Origin of the sequence: Paenibacillus dendrobii (genome assembly GCF_009807035.1) — a bacterium.
Taxonomy (GTDB): Bacteria; Bacillota; Bacilli; order Paenibacillales; family Paenibacillaceae; genus Paenibacillus_AQ; species Paenibacillus_AQ dendrobii.
This window is the reverse complement of the sequence record NZ_WUBI01000001.1, coordinates 2,681,417-2,707,585: the sequence shown is the minus strand read 5'-3', so window position 1 is coordinate 2,707,585 and position 26,169 is coordinate 2,681,417. Positions and strand designations below refer to the sequence as shown.

The following is a 26,169-nucleotide window of genomic DNA, read 5'->3' as shown; positions in this document are numbered from 1 at the left end:
AAAGGATGATAGTAATGATCAAAGGAATTTTATTTGATTTAGATGGGACATTACTGGATCGCGATCAGTCATTGGTTCGTTTTCTTGAAAATCAATATGATCGTATTCATGCTTTTCATGATATTGAGAAGCATGCTTTCATTCAAAGATTTATTCAATTGGATCAAAAAGGGTACGTATGGAAAGACAAAGTCTATCAAAAGCTTCTTGAAGAGATGGATTTGAATGTAAGTTGGCAAGAATTATTAGATGATTATGTGGAGTCATTTAAAAATCATTGTATTGGTTTTCCAGGGTTGTTTGACATGCTCGATTACTTAAAGGGAATGAATTATAAGCTCGGCATCATTTCAAACGGATTTGGCCGATTTCAGATGAATAATATATTAGGGCTTCAGATGAATCATTATTTTGACGAGATTTTAATATCAGAAATTGAAGGATTAAGAAAGCCCAATATGGAGATATTTCAGAGAGCATTAAATCGTTTAGGGATAGAACCACATGAATCTATATTTGTAGGAGATCATCCAATCAATGATGTTGAAGCGAGTATAAACGCTGGAATGATAGGAATATGGAAAGAAGATGACTATTATGAAAGGCCAAAAAATGCGTATAGATCCATAAAGAACTTAATAGAAATAAGAGATATACTTGTAGGCATATCCAAGTAGTTAGTGGTTGTACAGGTGCACATCGGACGGACCGAAGTATATTCTCCAAAATTAACTAACTAATGAAGATAGGGGAGTATTTATGATAGCACTTAAGGAAATAGATCGAAGCAATTTTTTTGATGTCATTAAGTTGAAAGTAGCTGATGAACAAAATGAGTTTGTAGCGACAAATTTGTTTTCGCTCGCACAGGCTAAGGCATTCCCAGAGTGTGTTTGCTTGGCTATTTATCACGATGATATTCTAGTTGGATTTACGATGTATTGTATAGATAAAGAAGATCATGAATATTGGATTTATCGGTTAATGATAGATTCCAAGCATCAGTCGAAAGGTTATGGAAAGGTTGCTATGGAAATGCTCATTGAAAGGATCAAAGAAGATATACAGCATCGAGTCATATACATAAGCTTTGAACCAGAGAATGCTTGGGCGAAACATTTATATGAAAAATTGGGATTTGAAGAAGATGGCCGGGTGATAGATGGGGAAGTCGTTTATAAACTGGAGTATTGAGGATTCCTGAATACAACAACGTTTTTGAAAGCGGGACAACCCCATGATTTGAGAGAGGGATGTTATGAAGCATAAGCTAAAGGGAATCATTTTTGATATGGATAATACCATATTAAGATCAAAAATCGATTTTTCAACCATGAAGAAAGAAACGTACCGATTTCTCGTATTGAGAGAAATACTTCCAAGCGATATGGATCTTAGTCGACACACAACTGCAACCGTTATTGAAGAGGCAATTCGCACCAATCGGATGACGGATCGGCTAATTCAAGAAGTCTGGGATATTCCCAAGAAACACGAAATGTGGGGAATGCAAGGAGCTGACTTAGAGCCGGGAACAGTGGAAATTCTTAATAAACTGAAAGGCAAATATCATATTACAATCGTAACGAACAATTCAGTTCGGGCTGCTGAGATAGCACTCAGAGAAAATAATGTCATGGAGTATTTTGACCGAATTGTTGGCAGGGAAATGATGGATTCATTGAAGCCATCCCCAGATGGTTATTTGCGTATTTTGAATGAATATAAATATTCGGCGGATGAATGGGTTTCGGTAGGGGATTCTTGGACTGACGGAAAGGCATCCATAAACGCAGGAATAAAATTTATTGCATATCGATCGGATATAGATAAGATGCAGCAGATGAACGTTATTCCTATTGCGGAGATAACAGATCTAATGGAATTAACGAATATTATGGAGCGTATCGAGGAAGGCCTCCCATTCAGATAAACAACATATATTCTAAAACCTGACTATGTGTTTCAAATGGACAACGACCATTTTTATTCCACTAAAACCGTACCAGAAGGTTGGAAATCAGGAAATGCCGAAATGAGTGATTGCTACGGTTTCTCCAATGCCTATCCGCGCTTCTGGGATATCAGATTTGAGTTCATTGCGAGCTTGGTTCCAGGCGCTTTTGTTTTCGTTGTTCTTCTAATAGTTTGGCCATGAATTCTTGAATCGGTTTCGTCTGCGACGTGGCCAAAGAAGGATGGGCAAGGTTACGGGTTTCCAGCGGATCTGCAGTCAAATTATATAGCTCATATTCGTCTGGCACAGGTTTGGTTTTAACGGATGTGACACAAAAAGTATGCGTGGTTGACTGTCCAGAAGTGGAATCTGCCGCAGTTTGGGTCGTCATATCTTTGCTGCCGGGATGGCTCCAAAATTGATCGTTATCAAAGTAGCGGGAATACTTCCATAACTCTTTCGCATGGTTCCGATGTATGCTGGCGATAACCGTTTCGATATGATTGGGTTGAACAACGGAAGGATAGGGTCTTCCCAATGGATTGATTTGGTGCTGGCCACGCGTAACATCGTCATCGATCATAAAATAAACCGGGCTTTCGGCGAATTCAAACTCGTTCTGCCCTACTATAGAGGGGGAGAGGTCCCGGCCAACCAAAGGATGAACTTCACTGAATTGTTGACGCAAGCGGTTTTGAATCTCTATCACGTTGGCATTGGCCAACCCCAACATCGTAGGCAGCAAATCAACATGACTGGTAAGCGAATTGAAGTTCTTTTGGCGGGGGAAAAGTTTGCGATTATGAATGACGAAGGGTACATGTAACATTTCTTCATAAGCACAGTACCATTTTTGATGGAGATCGCCGTGAGCGCCCAGTAGTTCCCCATGATCGGATGTGAAAATAACAATCGTGTTGTCGTAGAAGGAAGAGCGGGTTAAGGCTTCAAATACCTTGCGCATCTGCAAGTCGGCATTTTTTTGCAGCTGATAGTAAAGATTGCGGTAATGCGACGAGTTGATGATAGGTTGCAAGGCTCTGGGATAGAGCTGTTGATAGCTTGCCTGACAGCGCGGCTTGGTATCCAAACTTTCGTTGATTGTTGGAGGGGGAGCTACCCAAGGCATGGGATCAACATGGAAATGAAACATAGGAAGATGTGCGGTGAGCGCACCATATAGCACAATATCATGAGGATTCACGAACGAAGCAACAACAAGCCAAGGCTTTGCCTCGATGTTAATTTCTTTTTCCCGGTCGAGTGATTCGATCAGTTCAACTACCTCTGAGGCATAGACCACGTCTCGGCCGCTAACACCGAACGCTGCGGAAGAAGCAGAGTTACGCGGATTTTTACCGTGAGGCTCTGGACCAATCCAGCCGGAGAACCCAAAGTCGTTCAGACGGTTGGCATGCAGGTACAATTCTTCTTGTTCGCTGTCAGGCACGCCAGTCATGGGATGATAACTGGGGACGCCTTTATGCGTACCGGGTATCACAATATCTTCATAAGAAACATGCCACTTCCCTTTATAATAGGTCTGATAGCCTGCCTCACGAAAGTAATTTCCCATTGTCGGTACCGTGTTTCTTCCTAACCAGAACATATCGGAGTCAAAGGTTTCCTTGGCAATCCCATCGGTTTGACTCACGCCGTGGAGAGAGGGATACTGTCCTGTCAACAATGTAGCCCGACTTGGACAGCAAGCAGCACTTCCAATGTAATGCCGGTGGAATGCCATGCCATTGGATTGCAAAAGTTCATGAGTCGTCAGATTATGTCTGCGCCATTCCGTGATTTCCGCTTGCTCATAAACGGGGGGATAACGTTCCTCATCAACAAGAATCACAAGAAAATTAGGTTTTTCACTATGGGATGATGAGAGTCGGGTACTCAAGGCATACACATCCTGTGTTTTTGCCCTAGGATATGATGCAAGGTTCCAAAAAAGAAGTAATTTCAATCAAAATCGATAACCCATTCACAGAGCCTGGTGGGAGTTAGAATCGAAAAGTCATTTTTCAGCAAAAAGTAGATTGATTCAGCCGGACGCTGTCGTGTACACAAACATTAGCTGGAACGCTTGAAGAATGGAGGTGACCCGAAGATGCGTATGTATAAAGCGATATTTTCAATATCATTGTTCACTTTACTAATTGGCTGTGCTGGTTTAGCGGATTATGATATCGACTTACCAGGAAACTATTCAATTGTCAGATTATCAGCTCATCAAATAATCATTGCTCCTAAGCTTACCGATGATTCATGGGGATCCGCTGTTATTCCAACAGAAGTAGCTAGTGTTGGCTGGAATGATGATTTTATACTTGCAATGCAATATAGTATGATGAAAGACCCTACAAGTTCGAATGGATATGAAATTCCGGATACATCAAAAATGAATTATTGGATTATAGATATAGGGCAAAATCAAATTAGGGGTCCAATGAACCTTACGGATTTTGATGAAACTAAAACAAAGCTAAAAATACCAGAAACTTTAAAATTAAAGGACATAGATAAGATAAAAAAATAATAGAGCAATAGTTATTCGATAATATCAGTAGCCTGTAAGAGTTTAGAGATGCTGAACACACGAAATATAGCGGTGATCTTGGTTATTTATCGCAGATGACAAGGTTAGATTAGGCGGTTCAATTCATTCATAAGGAAGGGGGCTCTTCATAATGGCAGCCTCGAATCAAAGCTATAGAACATGCAACAAAGGACACCGATACCAAAAAAGCAGCGACTGTCCAACTTGCCCTATCTGTGAACAAGAACGCAAACCAGCCAATGGTTTTCTTTCACTGCTCTCGGCACCAGCAAGAAGAGCGCTGGAAAATCATGGAGTGACCACTCTGCCAAAACTTTCAGATTATACGGAAAAAGAAATTCTTCAATGGCACGGTATGGGACCGGCATCATTGCCAAAACTTAGGTCGGCATTGCAGGAAGAAGGATTATCGTTCAAAAACGGATGCGAGAACTCGCGTTGAAATTGAGCCGTCAAAGACAACACAAGAGCCAGCCATGCTAATCGCCAGACGAGAAGTTTTTACTGCTCCTTAAATCATGCTTCAATAACCTGGGAGGGCACATGAAAAGAATTATCCTGATAAGCGACATACATGGTTGCATCGATGAGTTTAATCTCATGTTGAAAACGGTTCATTATGACTCAAACCTGGATCAGTTGATATTGCTAGGCGATTATGTGGATAGAGGCCCCCGTTGTAAAGAAGTTGTGGAGCGTGTCATCGAACTGGTCCGGAATCATCATGTCATCGCGCTAAAGGGGAATCACGATCAACGATTGGTTGATTTGGTAAGAACTCCTGACGAGAAGATAAAATCGAAATTCTTAGAACATGGCGGACTGCAGACCATACTAAGCTACAATAGCGAGGAAGATAAGGGGATTTTAGAGCAAGATATCCATAAATTTATTGCGCATATGCAAGAAAATTATGAGGATCACGTGGAATTTTTAAGTACATTGCCGTTATACCATGAAGATGAACACCACATTTACGTACATGCTGGGATCAACCCTGCGTATGTTCATTGGAAGGAGCAAACGGAGTATGATTTTATGTACATTAAGGATGAGTTTATTTACTCCCCATTCGATCTAGGGAAAAAAGTAGTGTTTGGACATACCAAAACGGTAGATATCCATGACCAGGCCCATATCTGGTTCGATCAAGATAAAATAGCAATCGACGGAGGTTGCGCATACGGGTTGCAATTAAATGCACTTATTTTTGAAAATGGGGAATACAGAACAGAATATGTAAGCAAAATGAAATGAAATGGCGAGAATCTTCCGATGAATGATGAATTTGAGCAAAAGTTACATTCGGCATCGCCAACTAGGCTATAGGAGGAATTTATATTTATGTCTGGTAACCGAAAGATATTGATAGGTACGAATGAAGAAGCAAACGCTGTTAGAAATAAACTGATTGAATTCAATTCGAGGCATGTCCCGAACGGATATTATGAGGAAATTCATTTGTGTGTGAAAGATGATGAAGGCGAAATGATGGCTGGTCTCAACAGCACAATCTGTTGGAACTGGATGGAGATTGATATTTTGTGGGTAGATGATAACCACCGTGGGCAAGGACTTGGAAAAAGGCTACTGGAAGAAGCGGAACAAATGGCAAGAGCAAAGCATTGTACGTTCATTAAGCTAAACACCTTCAGCTTTCAAGCTCCTGAATTCTACAAGAAGTACGGATATGAGGAGATGGCAATGATCGAAGATGCTCCTATGGGATATAGACACTACTATTTCAAGAAGAATTTAATGTAAGAAGTAGACTGAAACGTGAATGACGTTTTTTCAAAAGGGATAGAAGGGAAACGGAAAAATTGAGGGGATGCATCGGTTTCATCTTGATTTTATCCAGTTATATCATTTGCAGCGTGAGTCTCCGGCCAAATATCGATTTTGACTGGATGACGTGCGGGATCTGTGTTCTATTGCTTCTCAATGCATATCTTGTAAACAAATTTGACCTGAAAACCTATTACATGTGGATCTTCATATCGATTGTTCCTGAAATAGCCTTTATTTTATATAGCCGTTTTCATGAAAGTACCGGGGGATTAATTAAATTCGAGTGGGACTGGGGTCTATGGGGGATTGTGATGATCATATTGGGCTTCTTTCAAATCATCACTTTGCTGTCATTTATCATGGGCGAAAAGAAGAACGGTTAGAATCAATGCATGCTCCTTACGTATGTGCAACTCGTGAGATCCTATTGTAGCAATAAGATTTACAAAAGCATCGATTGAGAAAAAAAGGCTTCTCCAGCGTAGAACTGGGGAGCCTTTTTTGGATAGAACGATTCGCGTTCGTCATTCGTAGTGATGAATTAAGCGACGATCACATTACCGCAGTACTCGCATTCCTTCCTTTCATTCGCATTCACGACGATCCTTGCACCACATCCGGGGCATTCCATCGATCGCGGTCCTTGTGGAGGACGGGGGCCAGCTGCTGGTTCATGACGGACTTCCGGGGAAGGGGGGGGATCATGCGGTTCTTCTCGTGGCCCTTCATGAAACCCTTCGGGTTCAATCTCCAGAACTCCTTGCTCAATTCTGCCGAAAGGCAGCCTGTGCGTCGTTATCATAAAATCCAGGTCTCTCATTACATGATAAGGGGATTGCTTTACCGCGACCGCCAGATGGTCAATTTCTGTTATACCCCTTTCCATTACGAGTTCGTAATACTGCCTCAGCAGAATGTTAAACTTATGATCCGCCCTGCTGGCAAGAAATGCAAAGACGATAGCCGGAACGATCAGCAGAACGCCAAAGATCAGGGCAAGATCCCACATTTGCTGTGCCTCTGCCGGTCCGAATTCATCATACGTTATGTAGAACAGGCCCATGAGAAGAAGATACGTACATACAAAAACCCAACCGAGCAATTTGTGATTTCTTCCTCTGCAGCTGTGATGGAAGTGGGTGGACAGCACACGAATCAAGGCCATGATGACACCCACGGGATAAAGGCAATATGTTGCCGAAAGAATGATGCGATCAAAAACGAGTAATTTGGATTTGTAGGGTACTTGATCTTGCATGATAATATCTCCTTCAATTCATGTTCTTAAGTCGTTCCTGTGTTGCCTTGGGACCATGCGGTACGACGTTCGTTTACTGTTTTGAGTGTATCCTTGACCAGCAGCACGGCCTCTTGGGCCAGTTCTTTCCTTTGGTGGTCCGGCACCGCAGCGATCAGCTTCACTTGATCCTCAAGTATGGAAATTTTTTGTTGAATCAAATGATTCATTTCGGAGAGGGACGCTATGAATACCGGATCGCTGTATCGGAGGGATTCCTCTAACTCCTTCGTCTCAGCCAACAGATGTTCTTGTTCAGGCACATCGGGGATGGCCAGTATCTGTTTGCGAATGGAAGTGATCCAGGCAGTCGTTTCTCTTTTGGCGCTGAGAAGGCGGTTTTCTGTGCGTTCTTGATCTCCGGCATATTTTCCGGCGCGTGAGACGATTCCTAGCGTCATTGAAAATACAATAAAGGTTATGATGTGAATGGACAGATAAGTCCATCCGGATACCTTAAACAGATAGCCAAAGCATATCACTTCAATGATGGCAATCATGGCATACATTCCGGTGACGAATCCCAAGGCGATTCGAAACGGCAATGAGATGGAAGCCTTTCGGTTAAAAGGGATCCGGTACAGGAATAGCAGCAGCGCAGCCTCTACCCATCCGATAGCGGCTCCGGAGATCCAGGAATTCATGTGAAACCATCCGCCGCTCAGACCGAATAAAATCACAGTGGCAGCTGGCAGCAAAGTCGCGGTTATTTTTATCCAACGACCATGATTGGTTCTTATATTCAATGTTCTTCCCCCGCTTTATGAAAGAGTAGTGCCGCATTCCATGCAAAATTTTTGACCTGGCGTGATCTCATACTGACAGTTCGTGCATTTCAGCACGCTGCTGGCACCGCAGCTTGGGCAAAATTTGGCCTTGGGATCAAGCATTTCACCGCAATTCTTGCAAGGCTGGGGAATCGAAGTACCGCATTTCGGGCATGCCGTGGCAAGTGCGGAGCAATCATGGCCGCATGTCGGGCAGGGAAGATACGGATCTCCGCAATGCTGACAAAACTTCGCATTCGGCGGGATCGGGTGGCCGCAATCGCTACAGAGCACTTCTGTATAAGGCTGATGCTCCTGTCCTGTCAGTAATGACTGGCCGCATCCCGAACAAAATCTGGCATCCTCGGCATTTAAACTTCCGCATTTCACGCACGCTTTCTGCTGAACTTGCGCATCCGTTGCGGTCTGAATTCGTACGTTGCCGGACATTTGTTGGACTGCGTTATACATGCTGCCCGCCATTCCCAATCCCATCCCCAGATCGGTACCGATAACGGCAGCACTGCTGCCTGGATTCTTGGCTGCCCCTTCCAGTGTGTCGAAGGATCTTTCCTGCTGGTACGTATACCCGATAATATCCATTTCGGCCTTTTTGGCCAGAGCTTCCTTAATCCGGAGTGCTGCCGGATCATCGGCCGGAGTATTAATGGAATCGACATAGAAATTCAGAAGCGAGATGCCCATATCCTGAAAAGCAGGAGCGATGGCGTCCTGAATATGCTTCGATATTTCAGCGGCATATGCGTTAATTTCGACCACGCTGATTTTCTTGTGAACGATATAGGATGAAATGATTTCATTAATGTTGGACATGAGTACGCCGCGGTAGTACTTAACCAGTGTGTCCTGATCAAAGGTGTGGAGCGTGCCCACCAGCTTCAACAGAAACTTGCGGGGATCTTCGATTTGAATGCCGAATTGCCCGAAAGCTCTCACGGATACGATGATGTTGAACTTCGGATCTTGCAGCTGCAGCGGTGTACTGGTACCCCATTTAACGTCGAGTGAACTGAGTTTATTAATGAACCAGACTTCTGCGGTAAAAGGTGATTTTCCGCCAAATGGGAGGTTGATCAAGTTGGAAAGGATCGGAATATTCGCCGTGCTTAGGGTATGGCGCCCAGCGGAAAAGGAATCTAGCGCCTGTCCGCCTTTGAATAGGATCGCTTCCTGTGTTTCGTGAACGATTAATTGGGTCCATGTACCCAATTCCTGATTCGGATAACGCCAAGCAAAGACACCCGGGGGCCCATCATATTTTACAACATCAATAATAGCCATAAGCTGCACTCCTTTTTACGCAATTCTTCCATCAAAAGAAATAGAAATAGGTACAAATATACCACTATTGTATACGATTCAAGGCCCATGTGGGTGCAAATATTGGAAAATAAAATGGATGAATCGGGTTCGGTAGAGGCACAGGTATCTCTTTTATTTACATTTGAAGAAGATAATTGAAGCTGGGGCGGAAAGAATATATGATCTGAATAAGAGAAAGTGGATAGACCCTTTCGGCGAAGTACCGTCATTGCTGCTCTTCATCATCACATGATTATGAACGCAATCTAACACAAGGGAGGACATTCATTTGTCATTCATCAAGGTATTGGATCAAGGCTACGTCAGACTTGTCAACCATATGGGCTCGGATTTATCGATTGTTAACGCTGCGCGGGTATCCTACGCGAAGGAATCTCATGAGCTTTCCGAAAAGGATATGAAGCTGATCCAGTTTCTTGCCAGGGAAGGTCATACATCGCCATTCAGGCATGTAGTATTACAGTATGAAATCTATGCTCCGCTCATGGTCGCAAGGCAGTGGTGGAAATACGTGATCGGTTCTTCACACGCGGAGGGAACTGGCGACAGCATGGAGGCATGGAACGAATCCAGCCGCAGATATATTACGGAGGAACCCGCGTTTTACATCCCTGGTTCGGAAGAATGGAGAAGCAAACCGGAGAATTCCAAGCAGGGCAGCGGGGAAGTATTAGGAAACGAATTAGGCGAGAAGTTATCAAGTGAATTATTGCAATACATAGATTTAGGCGTACAGAAGTATGAAGAGGCAATACAAAACGGTGTCTGTGCCGAACAAGCACGGCTATTCTTACCTGCATACGGCATGTACGTCAGATGGTACTGGACGGCATCGCTGCAGTCGGTTTGCCATTTTTTGAATCAAAGGCTTGAACATGATGCCCAGAAGGAAATACAAGATTACGCCAAAGCGATCCTTGAACTTAGCAAGCCATTGTATCCGGTATCCGTGGATGAATTGATCGGGAAAAAATAAATATTAATCCGGGAGGATCTTTTTGGGGATGGAGCCAGGCGGTATATATCTTTTTTGAAAAAGTGAGGGATGGCGAATGGAGAAGAACTCCAGCCTGGAATTTTATAATGAGCTTTCAGAAACGTACCATCTGATTTTTAACGACTGGTATCAGGCCGTTCAATGGCAAGGAGACTTTTTTAATGGCTTCATTCGCTTGCATGTTCTGCCTAAGGATGAAGGAGAGATCAAGCTTCTGGATGCTTCATGCGGGATCGGAACGCAAGCCTTGGGCTTGGCCCAACATGGGTTTACCATAACTGCCACGGATCTAAGCCCCAAGTCGGTTGAACGTGCCAAACGCGAGGCTCAGAAATTAGGGGTGCAGATTACCTTTGGAACGGCGGATTTCCGGACATTGGACGCAGATGTTCCCGGGAAGTTCAAGGTGGTCCTTTCCGCGGATAACGCGATTCCCCATTTGCTAACCGACGCGGATCTGGAGAAAGCATGCCGCAATTTCTATGACAAGCTGGAAGACAATGGCTTGCTGATCATCTCCATAAGGGATTATGACCGTGAAATTCTAGATAAACAGCGAGCGACAATCCCCCGGGTCATGGATGGCGGAAAGCGGATTGTTTTTCAGGTGTGGGATTGGGTCGAAGGCAGCAGCTTATATATGATCAATCACTTTATCATGCAGGAGCAAGACGGTATTTGGCAGACGGAAGTGAATAAGACCGCATACCGAGCATTGCTGAGAGAGGAATTAAGCGAAGCATTAAGGCGCGCGGGTTTTCAAGATATCCAGTGGCATATGCCTGCGGAGTCAGGATACTATCAGCCGATGGTTACGGCCAGAACATGAAACTGCATTATTTCTCGCACGCAATCAAATCTTTGTCGCGGTCCAGTTTCTTATTGGCGTTGTATAAAGCACTGGATACAAAAGGTTTAAACTTCGTTTTGCCGCCTTTATTCTTAACGGACGCAGATTGCGCGACGCCGCCTTTATAGACTTTGTTGAGCTCGGTGCAATTTTTAAAGGTCTTAACGCCGGATTCCGCGGTTGCCGTTGAAGCTGCGAGTCCCCCTCCGATACATACGACGCACAATCCCATGAGCAGAGCCTTCTTTAACATCTTAAATCACCACTTCCTATATTATGTAATTATAGTAAACTATGATTATCTCAAAAGACAACAGTTGAATTTTTATGATTCCTATGAGGGGAATGAACGGAGGTTAACGATGCCTTGGCCCATGGTGCATTTTGCGGTAGCAGAAAAAATATCGCTTTCGAATCCTTCACCCGAGCTGTTATTGGGCAGCATTTCGCCGGATGCGATCCATGCTCGAGACCCTGTCACGAGAGCGGAAAAGGGACTTACCCATTGGGTGGTGGATGGACGGTTTCCGAGTTTCGAGGCTCTTAAAATGAACTGTATCGCCTATTGGAACAAGCACGGGAATGCGGAATGGAAAGAGTTTGTAAGGGGCTATTTTGCCCATGTCTATACGGATATCCGGTGGACAGAGACGCTTTATGCCGATTTTGAAAAAGCGTACGCCGGAGATTCGAGCGAGATCAGGGATACGTACAATGCAGAAGTAAGCCAAGTCGAGTTTGATTTGCTAAGATCTGCAGATTGGGCGGATCAGGTCATCGCAAAATTACGGCTGGCCCATTCTTTTGCCATGGATCCCTTCGTAACCCATGAGGAAGTCAGCAGGTATAGGGATACCAAAATCAACTGGCTGCTGAATCCGTCCGATGAGCCGGGCATCGTCACCAGGTATTTTCAGGAAGACCGAGTGAATCGTTTTATCGAACAGACTTCCAATGAGTTCATAGCGTTATTCGATGGATGGAAAATAGACAGCGAGAGGAGTTTACAACCATGATTCACATCAGAAATATTCAACGCGCACAGGCAGGCGATTTTTGGAGGTTGAGACTGGAGGCACTTCAGTCCCACCCCGAGGCCTTTGGGGCTTCCTATGAAGACCAGGTGAACACACCGATGAATGAAGTCGAATGGAAGATAAATAATGAACTGGATAATTATATTTTAGGGGCTTTTTCAGAGAATAACGAGTTGATGGGGATGGCCGGATTCCGGAGGGAGCAGGGCGTGAAGGTCCGCCATAAAGGAATGATCTGGGGCGTATACGTGTCTCCTGAACACCGGGGGTTGGGCATTGCGAGAATGCTCATGCAGGAAATCCTGCGCCGGGGAAGCGAAATCGAAGGACTGCAGCAAATCCAGCTCACGGTAGTGACTGTCAACCATGCGGCGGCGGAGCTGTATAAAAGATTGGGCTTTGTCACCTATGGAATCGAAAAGGATGCATTGATCTATCAGGGCCAGGTATACGACGAGGAACTGATGGCTTATTTTTTGAAGTGAGAGAGGGGATATGATCCTGTGAAGAAGATTTGGATGCCCGTGGCCTTACTTATATTGCTCATGTTAGGTTTTGGAGCCGGGACTCTTTACAGCGATTACGTAAAAGTGAATGCGGCGGTCAAAGAATCGTTGGAACGAAGAACCATGGAATATTTAAAAAAACAAGGGTATCCTCCAGAGCAATATACGATGAAAACGTTAAAAGGTGTAAAATTTGACGGGATGAAGGACTACCATGTTGACGTTCAATTTACTGATGAACCGGGACATCACTACGATTACGGGGAAGACAATGACGGCAATATGATCCAATACGGATATAACGGAACGAAGCATATTGAACAATAGCCGAATTTGAGTAAACTTTCAAAAGCTATTTTCTACCATTAAACATAAAAGAGGTGCATCATGGATCAACAAGTTCTCCAAACCGCAAAAGAATTATCCGTCCGAATCATACGTCAAGCTGGGCAGATCGCCAAAGATAAGTTTGATGACATCGCCGACGTGCAGATCAAGGACGAATTTGGCGATGTCGTCACAGAGGTGGATCATCTCGCCGAAGGGGTCATCATTGCGGAGATTCAAGACGTTTTTCCCGAACATCAAATACATAGTGAAGAGGCAGGCGTGATTGGAGCAGACAGTGATTGGCTGTGGTTGATTGATCCGCTGGACGGAACGAATAATTTTGCGATCGGACTTCCGGTTTTTTCGGTGTCCATCACGCTGATGTACCAACAGGAGCCTGTGCTTGGCGTCGTCTACGAGCCGCTGACAGACCGAATGTTTGTCTCGATGAAGGGTGAGGGAACGTATTGCAACGATAAGCCGGTGCACGTGAAGAGCAGTCCCCATTTCCCGAGAGGGAATATAGGCTGGATTCAAGGCCATAAGGTTCAGAATGATCCGCGGGCAGTTCAACTGCGGCAGTTCATGGACATCCGTTGTAAAAGAATGATGCGGCTGTGGGCGCCAACGCTGCAGTGGTGCATGCTTGCCAAAGGGGATTTGGATGGCATTGTCTTGTATAATTCGGAAGGCGACGATTTGTACTCCGGTATCTTGATGGTCAAGGAAGCGGGCGGCGTGGTCGTTGATTTTGACGGTAACCCGTTTAACGGCATGAGCACGGAACCTTATATCATTGCTTGTCACCCGGATCATCTTCATCAGCTGTTGCAGCTGGTAAGGGAAGGTCTGAGTTTAAGGTAAGGAGAAACAATGCCGGTTACTTTCGCGCATCCTTTATATATCGCTCCGGCCAAATACATCAAACCGCGATATAGGATTCTAACCGGACTTATATTGGGCAGCTGATAGCAATAATGCAGAATGAATTGTTCAATTTTACCTGAAAAAAATACTAGATCGGATTATATATATTACCAAAAATGATGCGGCCAGGGGCGATGCCTTTGGTCTTTTTCGTTGCGCAAAAAAAGCCCTCCACACTTGTAATGTCCTCCAATGAAGCAGATAGGTCAAAATTGATATTGTTATGAAAGCCCTTACTTCAGAGCAAAAATGACACATTGTCACGTTGTCATTCGGCATTGTCAAACGCCTGCCAGCCTTGATATACAGCGCTTTCACAGATAACGAAAATGACATATTTACCGGATTCGGGACGTCCTCTATCGTTAGATATGTAAGCGCTAGCAAATTTCACATCCGGTGAAAACGAGCGCTAATCAGAGACAATCTAATATCAGGAAGGGGTGATCCTATGCAGGATACTAAGGTAGCCATGTCGGGCCATGCGAGGCTGAAGCCGGGAAGGACAGACAAAGGGGTATGGAAGAGAGTTGCCCAAAACTGGGAATTGTACATCTTCATTGCACCCGCCTTTTTCTACTTTCTTATTTTTTCCTACGGACCGATGTACGGCATCCAAATCGCATTTAAAAACTTCATTCCAACGAAAGGGATTACGGGAAGTCCATGGGTCGGATTCGACCACTTTGATCGTTTCTTTCATTCCTACTATTTCTGGGACTTGCTGTGGAACACGCTGAGCATCAGCTTATACGAGCTGGCGATTGGTTTTCCGATTCCGATTATTCTGGCACTTGCCTTCAATGAAGTGAGGACGGGCTTCTTCAAAAAACTGGCCCAGACCGTCACATACGCGCCGCACTTTATTTCGGTTGTGGTCATGGCCGGGATGATCATCACGTTTCTATCCCCGTCGACGGGAATCGTCGTGCATATCATTGAAGGGCTTGGCTTTAACGCTCCTGACTTCCTCACCGACCCGAGATGGTTCAAGACCATGTACGTTTTCTCCGGGGTATGGCAGAGCGCAGGCTGGGGAACGATCATCTACTTGGCCGCGTTGTCGGGCGTGGATCCTGGACTGCATGAGGCGGCAATCATCGACGGAGCATCGCGTTTCCAGCGTATACGTCATATCAACATTCCAACGTTGATTCCGACGATGACCATTCTGCTCATTTTGAATATGGGTAGTCTGCTGGGAGTCGGCTTCGAGAAACTCCTGCTGCTGCAGAACCCGCTGAATATGGGATCTTCAGACGTCATTTCGACGTTCGTGTACCGCTCCGGTCTCGTGGATGCCCAGTACAGCTTCTCGACAGCAATTGGTCTCTTTAACTCCGTAATCAACGCCGTGCTGTTAGTGGTTGTGAATCAGATAGTCCGCCGGACGAGCGAGAATAGTTTGTGGTAGAGAGGAGGGACAACGGATGCTGTCAGGTGTGAAAGAAACCAAACGGGATAAATTGTTTTTGATTTGCAATTACATCTACGTCTTATTGGCTTTTCTGATCGTGTTCTATCCGCTGGTCTATATGATCAGCGCGTCGATCAGCGATCCGAAGTATGTCGGCTCCGGGGAAATGTGGCTGTGGCCGAAAGGAATTACTTTTGACGGGTACAAGAGAGTATTCCAGAATTCAAGCATTTGGACCGGTTACGGAAACACCATTCTGTATACGGTGGTGGGGACGGCCATCAATCTGGTCGTTACGCTGCCGGCAGCCTATGCACTGAGCCGCAAGGATTTTGTAGGGCGCAACTTTTTTATGGGCATGTTCATGGTCACGATGTTTTTCGGGGGCGGCCTGGTGCCAACCTATTTGCTTATTAAACAGCTGGGCATGATCAATACGATGTGGGCCATCGTTATTCCTTCAGCCGCATCGATCTGGAATATCATCGTATCCCGTACGTTTTTCCAGAGCGCCATTCCAAAAGAGCTTCAGGAGGCCGCCCAAATAGACGGTTGTACGAATATGAGATTGTTCATCCGCATTATCCTGCCGCTCTCGATGCCGATCGTCGCGGTGATGGCTTTGTTTTATGGAGTAGGCAACTGGAACAGCTACTTCTCGGCACTGATCTATTTGAACGATTCGGCCAAATATCCGCTGCAGCTGGTGCTGCGTCAGATCCTGGTCCTGCAAGAAATGGCCGCACAAGGAGGCGGGGGCATCGACGCTTCAACCGCAGCAGCAATGAACAGCAAGGCGGAAATTGCAGCCCTCGTGAAATACGCAGTCATTATTGTAGCTACGATTCCAGTTATTGTGATTTATCCGTTCCTTCAGCGTTATTTCGTTCAGGGTGTTATGATTGGTTCCGTGAAGGGCTGATCTTTGCCATAAACAACAATAAGGGGAGTTGTTCATATGAAAAATCTACGCAAGGCATCATCCATTATACTCTGCCTGACGCTGTCCGCGACTATGCTGGCGGCATGCGGCTCCAAAGACGATAGCGGTTCTTCCTCGTCCGGTTCCGCCAGTGCGGAAGGCGTAAAAAAAGAAGGCTTTCCGATCGTAGACAAGCCGATCACGCTGAAGATGATGTCGCAGGATGCGGGTGTAGCGGATTGGAACCAGATGCCTGTCCTTCAGGAAATGGAGAAGTTGACCGGGATCAAGTTCACCTATCAGCTGGCGCCGATTGACAGCTTCGCGACCAAGAAGAATCTGGTGTTTGCCAGCGGAGACCTGCCGGATGTGTTTTACGGTGCAGATCTGAAGCCGGCGGACCAAGTAACCTACGGCTCGCAGGGCGTATTGATACCCTTGGAGAAATACATCGATGAAGGCTACGCCCCGAACATTAAAAAAATATTCGATGAGCATCCGGACATCCGCAAATCGTTTACGACGCCTGACGGACATATCTACGCGCTTCCGAATATCGACTTGTCGGCCGTATGGTACCGCAGTCCAATGTGGTATAACGGCAAATTCCTGAAAGCCTTGAACGTGACGGAGCTGCCGAAGACGACGGACGAGCTGTATACCTTCCTGAAACGTGTGAAGGACGAGGATCCGAACGGCAACGGCAAAGCGGACGAAATTCCGTTGACTTCAGTGAAGCTGGATGATTTGCGGATGTATTTCCTGGGCTTCTGGGGCATTTATGACGAGAAGGTCTATTCGGACAAGGATGGCAAGGTTCACTATACGCCGCAGGAAGAAGGCTATAAAGGATATTTGACCTTCTTGAACCGTCTGTGGAAGGATAACCTCCTGGACCATGAAACCTTCTCTCAGACGCCTGAACAAAAGAAAGCCAAAGGGCAAAAGAACCAAATTGCGTTGTTTAATGACTACTATCCTTACTTTACGCTGGGCGGAGAGCCAAGCGGGGACAATCCGCTCATGACGCCGGTGAAGAGCGAGGTTGCCGGTTCTCCGGTATACGGCAAGCATCCGGGCATTTCCGCGAACGGAACTTTTGCCATTACGAGCAAAGACCCGGCTCCGGAAGCAACCATGCGCTGGATTGATTACCAGTACGGCTATGATGGCGCGACACTGTTTGCGCAAGGACCTGAAAATCTGCTGTGGAAATACACAAACAAAGAAACCCACGAGAAAGAATGGCTGCCTGTCCCGGGCGGAAAAGAACGTGACGAATACCGCGGCACGCTTACGCCGAACTATGGCATCCTGACGCCGGGCATGAGTTCAAGCGAATTGACCAAAGGACTCAAGACCGATTTCGATACTTGGCTCGATAAAGAAAACGCGGAGAAGCTGACGCCGATCGGCAAGGCTCCTTTCCCTAACGTGTATTTGACGAATGAGGAGCAAAGCGAAGCGACATCCCTTTTCTCTGACTTGGATACGTACGTGCAGCAGATGGAAGCGAAGTTCGTAACCGGACAAGAGCCGCTTTCTAATTGGGACAACTATGTCGCACAACTCAAAAAAATGGGCGGAGATCGCATCGCTGAGCTATACCAAGGCGCATACGACCGCTGGAACTCGGAGAAATAAACAATTCTGATCAAGTAAAAAAAGAAGCCAACATATCCCGGTCCATAAGGGCCGGATGTTGGCTTTCGTAGTTATTGGTCATCCAAATCGTTTCCGGAGATGTCGCCTTCTGTATGCATTTTACGGTATTGACCGGGCGTATAACCGGTTTCCTTCTTGAATTTACGGATGAAGTTAGGTGTATCCAGATAACCGACCTTCAAGATGATGTCTTTCAGCGGGTCGTTCGTCGTCTTCAACTGATGCATGACTTCTTCCATTCTTTTTTGCCAGATATATTGAATGAAATTGAGGCCCATTTTCTCCTTGAACGAGCGGCTGACATGGGAAGGCGATATGCCGAACTCAAAGGCTACCGTCTCCAGGCTTAAGGTATTGTCCGTATAATGACCGTCGATGTAAGTGACGATTTGATCAATGGCGGACTCCTCTTCCTTCTGGCTGTCCTGCTCGACCTGGTTGCAGATCTCGGAGGCGAGTACCAGCAGGCTGTTTTCCAGTTCGTCCAGGGAGTTGCTGTAAATCATGCTCGGAGCGACCTGCTGCATCATGCTGTGATTTCCAAGCTCGGATGCGGCCTTGAGAATGGTATTCAGCAGATCAAAGCAGATACAGCGGGTAAGAAGAGCAGAGAGCTCGGAAGTCTTCAAGTTATGGATGGCAGAGTGGATCATTTGTGCCGCTACATCGTAGCTGCCCTGCTTGAGGCTCTGCGAGAGCTTGAGCAGCGTATTGTTCGGAATCCAGAATGCATGATCCGGCGTGTATGACAGCTTCTCGAAATAGGTTACGGTTCCATGGCTGGAGGATACGCGCATCTCAAATGCCGAGCAGGCTTCAATAAAGGATTGATTCAACTGATCCGGACTTGGATAGCAGGTGCCGACTCCGATCATCGGGATCATGTCGAACGTTTCGAGCATATGGCTGCGCACGGCTTCAACAATCTGCTGTATACGCAAGAACTCGTCCATTTTGTCTCCAAGATTAAAGCTGATGATGAGGCCAAGCTGATCCAGCTGCGACAGTTCCACGCCATATCCTTGAGCGTCTAGCTCAGGAAATTCGATCTGCGCGAGCAGTTCCATCAGATCCTGACGCTCTTGGTGGCCATTTTGTTCGTCTTCGTTCCAGCCAATCACCATCACGAAATGATGGGAACGGTCGAACTGGAGATCAAAAGCTTCCTGAAGCTCAGGCGTAAGGCTCTGCGCGCTGCCATATTTCAGAACCATGGACAGGAAATGATTGCGGGCGAAAGGTTCTTGAAGGTCGATTCTCGAACTGTATTCCTGTAGGGCAAACCGAATTCGGTCAAGTTCATTCCGGGATAGCGCAGCGTCGTTTTCGGACGGCTTCGCGCCGGCCTTAGAATCGGCGAATTCGACCAGCATGGAGATCGGTTGGTACTGCATCCGTGCCAGTACGAGCGCGATCGCGGCACCGACAAGCATGACGATGATGAACAGCATAATGATGAAGCTGCGAACATGCAGGACGCTGCTGAAGAACTGAGCGCTTGGCATGATCGTCACGTAAGTCCAGCCGTTATTTTCCGACTTCACGGATACAATGGAATGCGCCTTACCGTTCAGTGTCCGGTCCTGAATTCCCGGAGACAGGTTAGCGAACAATGATTTTGCCTCGGTACTGGATAACGCTTCACCTTGACGATTATCCACCAGAATATGTCCATCATTATCCAGAATGTAAGTCAGACCCTGGTATTTTCCGAGAATCGAGTCGATAAGACTGGTAAGCTCGGACTCCTTGATCAGATACATGACCGTTCCGTGAGGATTGGGACTGTTCGGCGTAATGGGTATCAGATAGGCCAGCATCGTTTCTTTCATACCGGATGGGGTGCTGACGGTATCCGCAGGACGCATCGTCGGAAATTGGACGGAGTTCAGGTCCTGCAGCAGGATTTCGCTCTTCCAATTTTGAAATTGGACGTTGCGAGTGAATACGTCAAAATTGTTGAGGCCTTTGCTGGAATAGATCTTGTCATCCTTATGAAGATACAGATACAACTCACCGATAATGGAACTGGTTGATTTGTACTGATCAAGCGCCTGAATGGCGTCACCGGCGTAAATGGGGTCATGAACGCGATAAGGAGTCAGTCTTTTGTCATAAGAAATGCGGGAAGCAATCTCGCTTAATTCTTTCATCCGCCCGTCGATGATGACCTTGGTTTGGTTTAATTGGGCAAGCCGGGATTGTTCGATTTCAGACCGCAAATTCGTGACCGCATTTTGATAGATAAATAGAGTCATTAATACTAATGGGATGAGCAGGATGAACAAATAGGACCATATGTATTTTAAGAAAAGCTTGGATTTAAAGTAGTTCATTCTCAATGATTCTGCCTCCTGTTAGCTCAAGATCAATTCAATGATAACAACAAAACCTTCGTTTGGACATAGACAGCATGATGGAATTTGTCGAAAATTGAGGACTAAAGTCGCTGAGCAACCATAAAGTATAGAACAATTCTATTTTTAAGAAGCAGAAACGATAGATTCTATTGGAGGGGATAACATGAGCGAGGATAAACGTTTAGAAGAAGACATGATCGTTGAACAGGGGGTCCACAATTACAGCAGCGAGGAACAGTGGGTAAAGCCGGAAGATCCGCTTCTCTTGGAACGGCTGGAATGGTTCAAGGATCAGAAGCTCGGTCTCATGATGCACTGGGGACCGTATTCGCAGCTCGGACTCGTGGAATCATGGGCTCTCAGCGATACGGACGAGGAGTGGTCCCGCAATGAGATCGACTGGGATATCGATGCGGAAGAACTCAAGCGGGAGTATTTCGATTTGAACAAGACCTTTAATCCGCTGCGCTTTCAGCCAGACTTATGGGCGGATCTAGCTGCGGACAACGGCTTCAAATATTTGAATTTCACGACGAAGCATCACGACGGCTTCTGCATGTGGGATACTCATACAACCGACTACCGGATCACGGGTCCGGACTGTCCGTTCCATACGCATAAATATGCCGATATTACGAAGCAGCTCTTCAATGCTTTCCGTGCAAAAGGCCTCGGCATCTCCGCTTATTTCTCCAAAGCCGATTGGCATACGCCTTATTACTGGGCACCGGGAATGAAGCCGGGAACCACGACGTCGCGCGGGCCGACCTATGATCCGAAGGAATATCCTTGGCTCTGGGAGCAGTTCGTCCAGTTTACCCATGAGCAGATCATGGAGTTGATGACGAATTACGGACGCATCGACGTGCTATGGCTGGATGCCGGCTGGGTCAATGATTACCGCGATCAGAACATCAGACTCGGGGAAGTGGTGGAGAAGGCCCGCCAAATTCAGCCTTGGCTGCTGTCGGCAGACCGTACGGTGGGCGGACCTTATGAGAATTTGATTACCCCGGAACAGACGCTGCCTGAACGCGCGCTGCATGTGCCGTGGGAGAGCTGCATCACAATGGGCTCGGCGTTCTCCTTCCGTTACGAGGATAACTATAAGTCGGTGCGCCAGCTGATTCATCTGCTGGTGGAAATCGTGGCCAAGGGCGGCAACCTGGCTCTCAATGTCGGACCGCAGCCTGACGGAAGAATATCCAATACTGCCATCTCCCGCATTCAGGGCATGGGCGCATGGTTGAAGGTACATGGCGAGGCGATCTACGGAACGCGGATTTGCGAGCCTTGCTCGGTCGGATCGGTTCAATTCACCCGCAAGGGAGATACGATCTATGCCTTCCACTTGTATAAGGATGAGCATGAGACGGTGCAGGAGGAAATACATTTGCCGCTGACAGCCGATTTCAGCCGGATCGATCTGATTGGCGGGCAGGACAATCTCGATTATCGCCGCACGGAAAACGGCATTACAGTCCGTCTGCCGGATGCGGAGATTCAGGCGGGAGCCCCGATCGCGCATGTATTCCGGATCCGTTAAAAGTTAGGGCGAGCCGACAACAAATGATATTTTACGGGAAGGTGCTGACCAGGTATGCAAAAATGGTTTGAGGAAGCGAAGCTGGGCATATTCATTCATTACGGAATATATGCCGTCGACGGAGTTGCGGAATCATGGTCTTTTTATAACGGGCGAATTCCGTACGAGCAATATATGAAACAACTGGACGGCTTCACTGCGTCTAAATATGATGCGGACTACTGGGCTGATCTGATCGAGAAATCGGGCGCGAAATATGCCGTCCTGACGACCAAGCATCACGACGGGGTGGCACTGTGGGACACGCAGTACAGCGACCTGAACGTCGTGAAGAAAACGCCTGCCAAACGGGATTTGATTAAGGAGTATGCCGAAGCTGTCACCAAGAGAGGCATCCGCCTTGGCATGTATTACTCGCTGATCGACTGGTCGCATCCGGATTATCCGAGCGTTTATGAAGGTGGCAAGGTGCCGGAGGATTTGACTCAGGTCAATACATACTCCAGTCCCGTAGACGGCGTGCAGGACGAAGAGAAGTGGAAGAAATTTTTGCAGTTTAACAATGACCAGTTGAAGGAGATCTTAACGAATTACGGCAAGGTGGATATGTTATGGTTCGACGGCGATTGGGAGCGGAGCGCCGAGCAATGGAATTTGCCGGAATTTAAGCATTACCTGCAGTCCTTCAACCCGGACATCATCATCAACTCGAGGCTTCAAGGACACGGAGACTACAAAACGCCGGAGCAGGGAATCCCGATCACGAGACCGGAAGGACCGTGGGAGTTCTGCACGACCATCAATACCTCTTGGGGCTACGTGCCGACGGACGACCGGTACAAATCGCTGAATCAGATCATCCGCATGTTCTGCGACTGCATCTCCATGGGAGGGAACATGCTGCTGGATATCGGACCCCGGGAGGACGGAACGATCGATCAGCGGCAAGAGGATATTTTGCTGGGGCTTGGCGATTGGATACGCACGCATGAAGAAGCGGTGTACGGGACAGAGGAAGGGATCATGACCCGTTATTATTTGGGAGGCAGCACGATTTCCAAAGACCGGAAGACGCTGTACCTGTTTGTCTACGATGATCCGAAGGAGAACGTATGCCTTAAGGGACTATGCAATCCGATTCGAAAAATTACGGTGCTCCACTCCGGCAAAGAACTTACGCATGAAATTCACGGCGGCGTGCCGTGGTTCAACATCCCGGGCACGACGTGGATCCATATGACCGCTGAGGATACGCATGATCAGGTGACGGTGCTGAAGCTCGAATTCGACGAGGAATTGGAAATGTACGGCGGCTCCGGCGCGGTCGTAACGCATAATTAAAAGGGATTCCATGACGATAGACCGGCACCCATGAACCGGACCTTCCAATCTCGGGTGGACAACCTGCATGCCGTGCTGGCATGATGGATAGGAAAAGAAAAATGCATTTTGCATGTTAAAGGAGATTGAAATCATGGAACAATTCAGATTACCCAAAATAAAGATGTCCGAAATAGAGCTTCCCAAAGCGGTCGTGGACGTGTTGAAGGAAGCGGAAGAGAAGCTGGCGCACCGTCCAAAGCTGCTGCAGCTGTTCAAGAACTGCTTCCCGAACACGCTGGAGACGACAACCAAGCTGATGGAAGACGGAACGACCTTCATCATTACGGGGGATATCCCGGCTTCCTGGCTTCGCGATTCAGTCGAGCAAGTTATGCACTACGTGCCGTTGGCAAAGAATGACGAGGATTTGCAGCGCATCATTTCTGGTCTGATCAAACGTCATATCCAATACATCCATATTGACCCTTATGCCAACGCGTTTAACGAATCAGCGAATGATTGGCATTGGAACAAGGCGGATTTGACCGACATGTCTCCATGGGTGTGGGAGCGCAAATTCGAGATCGATTCACTGTGCTTCCCGATGCGCCTGGCCTATGCATACTGGAAGGAAACCGGTCTGACGGATATCTTCGACGCTGGCTTCAAATCGGCGATGCGCCTGATATTCGACGTATTCAAGACGGAGCAGCGCCACTTCGAGAAGTCTCCGTATCGCTTCGAGAGAGATAACGGCATTCGGACGGATTCGCTTGAGAACGATGGCCTCGGCATGCCGGTCAATTACACGGGTATGGTCTGGTCCGGCTTCCGTTCCAGCGATGATGCTTGCGATTTCCATTACAATATCCCGGGGAACATGTTTGCGGTTGTCGTGCTCCGACATATGCAGGAGTTTGCGGAATGGATTTTCCGTGATACGGATTTCCTCAAGGAGCTTAAAAAGCTTGAGGGCGATATCGATCATGGCATCCGTCTTTACGGCATTTACCGCCATCCGGAATTCGGTCCGATCTATGCCTACGAAACCGACGGATACGGCAACTTCTGCCTGATGGATGACGCGGGCACGCCGGGTCTAATGTCGATTCCTTATCTGGGATATGTGACGGCGGATGACGAGGTATATCAAAACACGAGAAGATTCGCGCTGTCGAAGGAGAATCCGTTCTATTTCGAAGGAACGGCCGCGAAGGGCATCGGCAGTCCGCATACGCCGGACGGATTCATCTGGCATATGGCTTTGTCGATGCAGGGCATCACGGCAACGACGAAAGAAGAGAAGCTTGAGATGATCGCGATGCTGGAGGCGACGGATGCGGATACCGGCTACATGCATGAAGGTTTCCATTCGGATGACCCGGCTAACTTTACGAGATCCTGGTTCGCCTGGTCCAACAGTCTGTTCTCTCAGCTGGTCTACCATGCGATGAAGGATGGCATTCTGTAAGGCTTACGATCCAAGCGCTGAAGTATTAAGGGGGGATTTCCCCCCCTATTCAATTTCAAGGATGTCCGGAGGGAACAACATGAACCGAAGTGGAGTACCAGAGCCTAAGATTGAATACGCTCCCAAGCATTACATATGCCGCCGAGCCTCGGAGCCCCTGTCGCTGGACGGGCGGCTGGACAAACCGTTCTGGCAGGCTGCGGACTGGACGGATGATTTCGTGGATATCGAAGGCGATCTTCGTCCTAGACCGGCCAAGCAGACCCGCGTCAAAATGCTGTGGGACGATGAATATTTCTACTTTGGGGCGGAACTCATCGAGGATCAGATTTGGGCCACGCTCACGGAGCGGGAATCGGTTATCTTTTACGATAATGATTTTGAGATCTTCATTGATCCGGACGGAGATACCCACCAGTATTACGAATTCGAGATCAATGCGCTGAATACGGTCTGGGACCTCCTGCTCGTCAAGCCTTACCGGGACGGGGGACCGCCGGTGAACGGCTGGGACATCAGCGGGATGAAGACGGCGGTACATATCGACGGCGAGCTGAATCGTCCGGATGCGGCCAACCGGATGTGGAGCGTGGAAGTGGCGATGCCGTGGAAGATCCTGCGGGAATGCGCGGCAGACGCGCGTCCGCCGGTAACAGGCGAATTCTGGCGGGTCAATTTCTCTCGCGTGGAATGGCAGACCGAGGTGCAGGACGGAGAATACCGCAAAGTCGTGAATCCGCAAACGGGCAAGCCTTATCCCGAAGACAATTGGGTATGGTCGCCGATGGGAATCATCAATATGCATTATCCGGAGCTGTGGGGTTATGTCGTATTCGCGGACGGTAACGGCCCGGATACGTTCGAGCTATCCCAGGATGAACGCATCAAGTGGGAGCTGCGGAAGCTTTACTACCGCCAGCGTAATCATGGCGAGGCTGAAGGGGAGTTCACCAAGGACGCGAAGCTCCTGATGGGCGACGATTCATGGAGCATCGTTCCGGAGATCGAGACGACGCGGAGCTTGTTCCAGATTACGGCCCCTGCATCGGATGGAAGCGGAATGTACTGCATCCGCGAAGACGGAAAGCTATGGAAGGAGTGA

The 26,169-nt window shown here is 47.2% G+C and carries 26 protein-coding genes; 20 read left to right on the top strand and 6 right to left on the bottom strand.

The features are described 5' to 3' along the window. Nucleotides 1-14 precede the first annotated feature (14 nt). The 3 genes from GRF59_RS11870 to GRF59_RS11860 all read left to right on the top strand — a co-directional run bounded on the left by GRF59_RS11870 (nucleotide 15) and on the right by GRF59_RS11860 (nucleotide 1,933). Complete coding sequence (locus GRF59_RS11870) at nucleotides 15-677, top strand: HAD family hydrolase (RefSeq protein ID WP_160497750.1); 663 nt, start codon at nucleotides 15-17, stop codon at nucleotides 675-677. A gap of 82 nt (nucleotides 678-759) precedes the next feature. Continuing rightward, nucleotides 760-1,194 (top strand): GNAT family N-acetyltransferase, encoded by a 435-nt coding sequence (locus tag GRF59_RS11865; protein ID WP_160497749.1) that lies wholly within the window; start codon nucleotides 760-762, stop codon nucleotides 1,192-1,194. 64 nt (nucleotides 1,195-1,258) lie between these two features. Next, entirely contained in the window at nucleotides 1,259-1,933 is a 675-nt protein-coding gene (locus tag GRF59_RS11860; RefSeq protein WP_160497748.1) for an HAD family hydrolase, read from the top strand. A gap of 163 nt (nucleotides 1,934-2,096) precedes the next feature. Here the strand turns inward: GRF59_RS11860 and GRF59_RS11855 are convergent, their stop codons facing one another. Then, nucleotides 2,097-3,857: a sulfatase family protein gene (locus GRF59_RS11855; RefSeq protein ID WP_160497747.1), complete on the bottom strand. Its 1,761-nt coding sequence runs from the start codon at nucleotides 3,855-3,857 to the stop codon at nucleotides 2,097-2,099. 210 nt (nucleotides 3,858-4,067) lie between these two features. Here GRF59_RS11855 and GRF59_RS11850 point away from each other — a divergent pair, with 210 nt between their 5' ends. The 4 genes from GRF59_RS11850 (at nucleotide 4,068) to GRF59_RS11835 (ending at nucleotide 6,281) form a co-directional block, all read left to right on the top strand. Beyond that, nucleotides 4,068-4,496 (top strand): DUF3997 domain-containing protein, encoded by a 429-nt coding sequence (locus GRF59_RS11850; RefSeq protein WP_160497746.1) that lies wholly within the window; start codon nucleotides 4,068-4,070, stop codon nucleotides 4,494-4,496. Between the two features lie 151 nt (nucleotides 4,497-4,647). Continuing rightward, nucleotides 4,648-4,959, top strand: coding sequence for an RNA polymerase alpha subunit C-terminal domain-containing protein (locus GRF59_RS11845; protein ID WP_160497745.1), 312 nt, complete (start codon nucleotides 4,648-4,650; stop codon nucleotides 4,957-4,959). 101 nt (nucleotides 4,960-5,060) lie between these two features. Next, nucleotides 5,061-5,774, top strand: a complete 714-nt coding sequence (locus GRF59_RS11840) for a metallophosphoesterase (RefSeq protein ID WP_160497744.1) — start codon at nucleotides 5,061-5,063, stop codon at nucleotides 5,772-5,774. 87 nt (nucleotides 5,775-5,861) lie between these two features. Further along, nucleotides 5,862-6,281, top strand: coding sequence for a GNAT family N-acetyltransferase (locus GRF59_RS11835; RefSeq protein ID WP_160497743.1), 420 nt, complete (start codon nucleotides 5,862-5,864; stop codon nucleotides 6,279-6,281). A 568-nt stretch (nucleotides 6,282-6,849) separates the two neighbouring features. On the opposite strand, the gene GRF59_RS11825 is transcribed toward GRF59_RS11835, so the two are convergent. The 3 genes from GRF59_RS11825 to GRF59_RS11815 are packed head-to-tail and all read right to left on the bottom strand — an operon-like array spanning nucleotide 6,850 to nucleotide 9,674. Continuing rightward, a complete protein-coding gene (locus GRF59_RS11825; RefSeq protein WP_160497741.1) occupies nucleotides 6,850-7,566 on the bottom strand; it encodes a hypothetical protein in 717 nt (238 codons plus the stop codon). Nucleotides 7,567-7,592: 26 nt separating this feature from the next. Beyond that, a complete protein-coding gene (locus GRF59_RS11820; protein WP_160497740.1) occupies nucleotides 7,593-8,351 on the bottom strand; it encodes a hypothetical protein in 759 nt (252 codons plus the stop codon). 15 nt (nucleotides 8,352-8,366) lie between these two features. Beyond that, nucleotides 8,367-9,674 carry an SPFH domain-containing protein gene (locus GRF59_RS11815; RefSeq protein ID WP_160497739.1) on the bottom strand — a complete coding sequence of 436 codons (1,308 nt, stop codon included), beginning with the start codon at nucleotides 9,672-9,674 and terminating at the stop codon, nucleotides 8,367-8,369. A 310-nt stretch (nucleotides 9,675-9,984) separates the two neighbouring features. Between GRF59_RS11815 and thyX the strand changes: the two genes are divergently transcribed. Beyond that, nucleotides 9,985-10,692, top strand: a complete 708-nt coding sequence (gene thyX / locus GRF59_RS11810) for an FAD-dependent thymidylate synthase (RefSeq protein WP_160497738.1) — start codon at nucleotides 9,985-9,987, stop codon at nucleotides 10,690-10,692. Between the two features lie 76 nt (nucleotides 10,693-10,768). Continuing rightward, complete coding sequence (locus GRF59_RS11805; protein ID WP_160497737.1) at nucleotides 10,769-11,542, top strand: class I SAM-dependent methyltransferase; 774 nt, start codon at nucleotides 10,769-10,771, stop codon at nucleotides 11,540-11,542. A gap of 7 nt (nucleotides 11,543-11,549) precedes the next feature. On the opposite strand, the gene GRF59_RS11800 is transcribed toward GRF59_RS11805, so the two are convergent. After that, nucleotides 11,550-11,795, bottom strand: coding sequence for an excalibur calcium-binding domain-containing protein (locus GRF59_RS11800; RefSeq protein ID WP_237391813.1), 246 nt, complete (start codon nucleotides 11,793-11,795; stop codon nucleotides 11,550-11,552). A 130-nt stretch (nucleotides 11,796-11,925) separates the two neighbouring features. Between GRF59_RS11800 and GRF59_RS11795 the strand changes: the two genes are divergently transcribed. The 7 genes from GRF59_RS11795 to GRF59_RS11760 all read left to right on the top strand — a co-directional run bounded on the left by GRF59_RS11795 (nucleotide 11,926) and on the right by GRF59_RS11760 (nucleotide 18,346). Further along, nucleotides 11,926-12,579 carry a hypothetical protein gene (locus GRF59_RS11795; RefSeq protein WP_160497735.1) on the top strand — a complete coding sequence of 218 codons (654 nt, stop codon included), beginning with the start codon at nucleotides 11,926-11,928 and terminating at the stop codon, nucleotides 12,577-12,579. Continuing rightward, nucleotides 12,576-13,085 carry a GNAT family N-acetyltransferase gene (locus GRF59_RS11790; RefSeq protein ID WP_160497734.1) on the top strand — a complete coding sequence of 170 codons (510 nt, stop codon included), beginning with the start codon at nucleotides 12,576-12,578 and terminating at the stop codon, nucleotides 13,083-13,085. The genes GRF59_RS11795 and GRF59_RS11790 overlap by 4 nt, the downstream gene beginning before the upstream one ends. Before the next feature lie 18 nt (nucleotides 13,086-13,103). Then, nucleotides 13,104-13,433: a DUF3139 domain-containing protein gene (locus GRF59_RS11785; protein ID WP_237391723.1), complete on the top strand. Its 330-nt coding sequence runs from the start codon at nucleotides 13,104-13,106 to the stop codon at nucleotides 13,431-13,433. Nucleotides 13,434-13,493: 60 nt separating this feature from the next. Further along, nucleotides 13,494-14,300, top strand: coding sequence for an inositol monophosphatase family protein (locus tag GRF59_RS11780; RefSeq protein WP_160497732.1), 807 nt, complete (start codon nucleotides 13,494-13,496; stop codon nucleotides 14,298-14,300). Nucleotides 14,301-14,814: 514 nt separating this feature from the next. Next, nucleotides 14,815-15,777 (top strand): ABC transporter permease, encoded by a 963-nt coding sequence (locus tag GRF59_RS11770; protein WP_160497730.1) that lies wholly within the window; start codon nucleotides 14,815-14,817, stop codon nucleotides 15,775-15,777. A gap of 16 nt (nucleotides 15,778-15,793) precedes the next feature. Next, nucleotides 15,794-16,702: a carbohydrate ABC transporter permease gene (locus tag GRF59_RS11765; RefSeq protein ID WP_160497729.1), complete on the top strand. Its 909-nt coding sequence runs from the start codon at nucleotides 15,794-15,796 to the stop codon at nucleotides 16,700-16,702. A gap of 36 nt (nucleotides 16,703-16,738) precedes the next feature. Further along, nucleotides 16,739-18,346 (top strand): type 2 periplasmic-binding domain-containing protein, encoded by a 1,608-nt coding sequence (locus tag GRF59_RS11760; RefSeq protein WP_160497728.1) that lies wholly within the window; start codon nucleotides 16,739-16,741, stop codon nucleotides 18,344-18,346. Nucleotides 18,347-18,417: 71 nt separating this feature from the next. Here the strand turns inward: GRF59_RS11760 and GRF59_RS11755 are convergent, their stop codons facing one another. Then, on the bottom strand, nucleotides 18,418-20,703 hold the full coding sequence (locus GRF59_RS11755) for a helix-turn-helix domain-containing protein (protein WP_341480048.1): 2,286 nt from the start codon (nucleotides 20,701-20,703) through the stop codon (nucleotides 18,418-18,420). 187 nt (nucleotides 20,704-20,890) lie between these two features. Between GRF59_RS11755 and GRF59_RS11750 the strand changes: the two genes are divergently transcribed. From GRF59_RS11750 to GRF59_RS11735, 4 genes are all read left to right on the top strand, one after another. Further along, the gene (locus tag GRF59_RS11750) at nucleotides 20,891-22,273 is read left to right on the top strand and encodes an alpha-L-fucosidase (RefSeq protein ID WP_160497726.1); all 1,383 of its coding nucleotides are present in this window, start codon (nucleotides 20,891-20,893) and stop codon (nucleotides 22,271-22,273) included. 54 nt (nucleotides 22,274-22,327) lie between these two features. After that, entirely contained in the window at nucleotides 22,328-23,614 is a 1,287-nt protein-coding gene (locus GRF59_RS11745; RefSeq protein ID WP_160497725.1) for an alpha-L-fucosidase, read from the top strand. 133 nt (nucleotides 23,615-23,747) lie between these two features. After that, complete coding sequence (locus GRF59_RS11740) at nucleotides 23,748-25,067, top strand: glycoside hydrolase family 125 protein (RefSeq protein ID WP_160497724.1); 1,320 nt, start codon at nucleotides 23,748-23,750, stop codon at nucleotides 25,065-25,067. Nucleotides 25,068-25,146: 79 nt separating this feature from the next. After that, nucleotides 25,147-26,169 carry a carbohydrate-binding family 9-like protein gene (locus GRF59_RS11735; RefSeq protein ID WP_160497723.1) on the top strand — a complete coding sequence of 341 codons (1,023 nt, stop codon included), beginning with the start codon at nucleotides 25,147-25,149 and terminating at the stop codon, nucleotides 26,167-26,169.

Coding starts and splice junctions, on each gene's coding strand:
- GRF59_RS11870 (WP_160497750.1), top strand. CDS start 15: ATGATCAAAGGAATTTTATTTGATTTAGATGGGACATTACTGGATCGC.
- GRF59_RS11865 (WP_160497749.1), top strand. CDS start 760: ATGATAGCACTTAAGGAAATAGATCGAAGCAATTTTTTTGATGTCATT.
- GRF59_RS11860 (WP_160497748.1), top strand. CDS start 1,259: ATGAAGCATAAGCTAAAGGGAATCATTTTTGATATGGATAATACCATA.
- GRF59_RS11850 (WP_160497746.1), top strand. CDS start 4,068: ATGCGTATGTATAAAGCGATATTTTCAATATCATTGTTCACTTTACTA.
- GRF59_RS11845 (WP_160497745.1), top strand. CDS start 4,648: ATGGCAGCCTCGAATCAAAGCTATAGAACATGCAACAAAGGACACCGA.
- GRF59_RS11840 (WP_160497744.1), top strand. CDS start 5,061: ATGAAAAGAATTATCCTGATAAGCGACATACATGGTTGCATCGATGAG.
- GRF59_RS11835 (WP_160497743.1), top strand. CDS start 5,862: ATGTCTGGTAACCGAAAGATATTGATAGGTACGAATGAAGAAGCAAAC.
- GRF59_RS11825 (WP_160497741.1), bottom strand. CDS start 7,566: ATGCAAGATCAAGTACCCTACAAATCCAAATTACTCGTTTTTGATCGC.
- GRF59_RS11815 (WP_160497739.1), bottom strand. CDS start 9,674: ATGGCTATTATTGATGTTGTAAAATATGATGGGCCCCCGGGTGTCTTT.
- GRF59_RS11805 (WP_160497737.1), top strand. CDS start 10,769: ATGGAGAAGAACTCCAGCCTGGAATTTTATAATGAGCTTTCAGAAACG.
- GRF59_RS11800 (WP_237391813.1), bottom strand. CDS start 11,795: ATGGGATTGTGCGTCGTATGTATCGGAGGGGGACTCGCAGCTTCAACG.
- GRF59_RS11795 (WP_160497735.1), top strand. CDS start 11,926: ATGCCTTGGCCCATGGTGCATTTTGCGGTAGCAGAAAAAATATCGCTT.
- GRF59_RS11790 (WP_160497734.1), top strand. CDS start 12,576: ATGATTCACATCAGAAATATTCAACGCGCACAGGCAGGCGATTTTTGG.
- GRF59_RS11780 (WP_160497732.1), top strand. CDS start 13,494: ATGGATCAACAAGTTCTCCAAACCGCAAAAGAATTATCCGTCCGAATC.
- GRF59_RS11770 (WP_160497730.1), top strand. CDS start 14,815: ATGCAGGATACTAAGGTAGCCATGTCGGGCCATGCGAGGCTGAAGCCG.
- GRF59_RS11765 (WP_160497729.1), top strand. CDS start 15,794: ATGCTGTCAGGTGTGAAAGAAACCAAACGGGATAAATTGTTTTTGATT.
- GRF59_RS11760 (WP_160497728.1), top strand. CDS start 16,739: ATGAAAAATCTACGCAAGGCATCATCCATTATACTCTGCCTGACGCTG.
- GRF59_RS11755 (WP_341480048.1), bottom strand. CDS start 20,703: ATGAACTACTTTAAATCCAAGCTTTTCTTAAAATACATATGGTCCTAT.
- GRF59_RS11750 (WP_160497726.1), top strand. CDS start 20,891: ATGAGCGAGGATAAACGTTTAGAAGAAGACATGATCGTTGAACAGGGG.
- GRF59_RS11745 (WP_160497725.1), top strand. CDS start 22,328: ATGCAAAAATGGTTTGAGGAAGCGAAGCTGGGCATATTCATTCATTAC.
- GRF59_RS11740 (WP_160497724.1), top strand. CDS start 23,748: ATGGAACAATTCAGATTACCCAAAATAAAGATGTCCGAAATAGAGCTT.
- GRF59_RS11735 (WP_160497723.1), top strand. CDS start 25,147: ATGAACCGAAGTGGAGTACCAGAGCCTAAGATTGAATACGCTCCCAAG.